Below are 1,265 nucleotides of genomic sequence, written 5' to 3' on the forward strand. Positions count from 1 at the left end.
AAGAAATGAGTTGGCAGCGGGTTTGAGCCGACGAGTCCCATTGCAGGCAGCGACTTCCCGAACATTACTGTCACTAGCAGAAGCAGTGATCGGACTAGTGAGTAGAAAATGTTGTTATGTTGTGAGCGTCTCATAGATCCAGACTTAAAAAATCAGCGTCTGTGAATCGATTCGCTATTGGGCCAAATTCGTACGTCATCTGACATAAGGCTAAGGCTCATTAATTGATGTTTGCGTAAGACTGTATAGCACCGAACTGGCGAGCTTACCATGAATGGAATTGGCGAAAAGTTTGTTTTACTAAGCTTCCACCAGACGACAAAGGTCTTTTTAGAGAATACCCTCACACCCATCAAGTAACTCTAATTCCTGACAGCTCTGGTAAACATCATCAGCAATGTCTGATAATAAAGGGTCTCGCTTTTTTAACCGCTCTATTTTACTGCATGCCCGTTGCCTCCATTCTTCCAGTATGCGGTTATCGATATCGGTTTTGGCTTTTTTAAGGGCGGTAACGATGTGCATAAGCTTCATTTCATCTCCATACTCGTCCAGTAAGTTCAGTATTTCGGTGCCAAAAGCTTCTGTCTGGTTGAGCTTTAACCATAAACTGCCAAACGCCTGTTTTTCTCGTTTGTCGTCTGGCGGGTTAATGTTTTGTGGTTCCGGTTCACTCATCGACTCAAAGACGTCTGCCCCCCTGGATTGAACGTTATCCAGGTATTGGGACAGTGATTCTTTAATCTCATCCGGGCATTCTGTACCTGATGTTTCCATTCTATTTCTTATTCTGAAAAATAAAGATTCAGGCAGCCTCTCCTTATGATGTTCAAGCGATTTCCAGACGATTGGTTTGACGGCCATTCCATTTTTGATGATGTTAGCCAGAACATAAATGGGTAAAGGTTTGAAGGGGGTTGCTTCAACAGCACCTTTTTCCATGGGGTCTCTGGTTCCCGCCTGTCTGGCTTCGTATCTTTGGATGTATACCGGGTAATCCGGTCTTGAGCGCCTTTGCCAATCATCTGCTGTTAAATAATAGTGTTCAGATATATCAGTGATTTTCAAAAAAATCCTGAACTGCTCCTCTGACCAGTTGCTGATTTCTATTGTTTCATTCTGTATTTTCAGCTGTGGCATCGGATAGCGATAGATCTGAACACCGTCACCCACCGCCTCAACCTCAAGCCAATGCCCTTTGACAGTAAAAGACATCTCATTGAGGTTCTGCATCAGCACAGCGATATAACTCAGGGCCAGCTGTT

1 protein-coding gene is annotated in these 1,265 nt (G+C 44.0%); it reads right to left on the minus strand.

What is annotated here, in order from left to right; translation table 11 throughout:
* Window positions 1–330: 330 nt before the first annotated feature.
* Window positions 331–1,265, minus strand: a 935-nt coding sequence (locus KDK18_RS06485; protein WP_257254055.1) for a hypothetical protein, incomplete at its 5' end; no start/stop codon positions are given.

The sequence above is a fragment of the Endozoicomonas sp. SESOKO3 genome, from assembly GCF_024606255.1.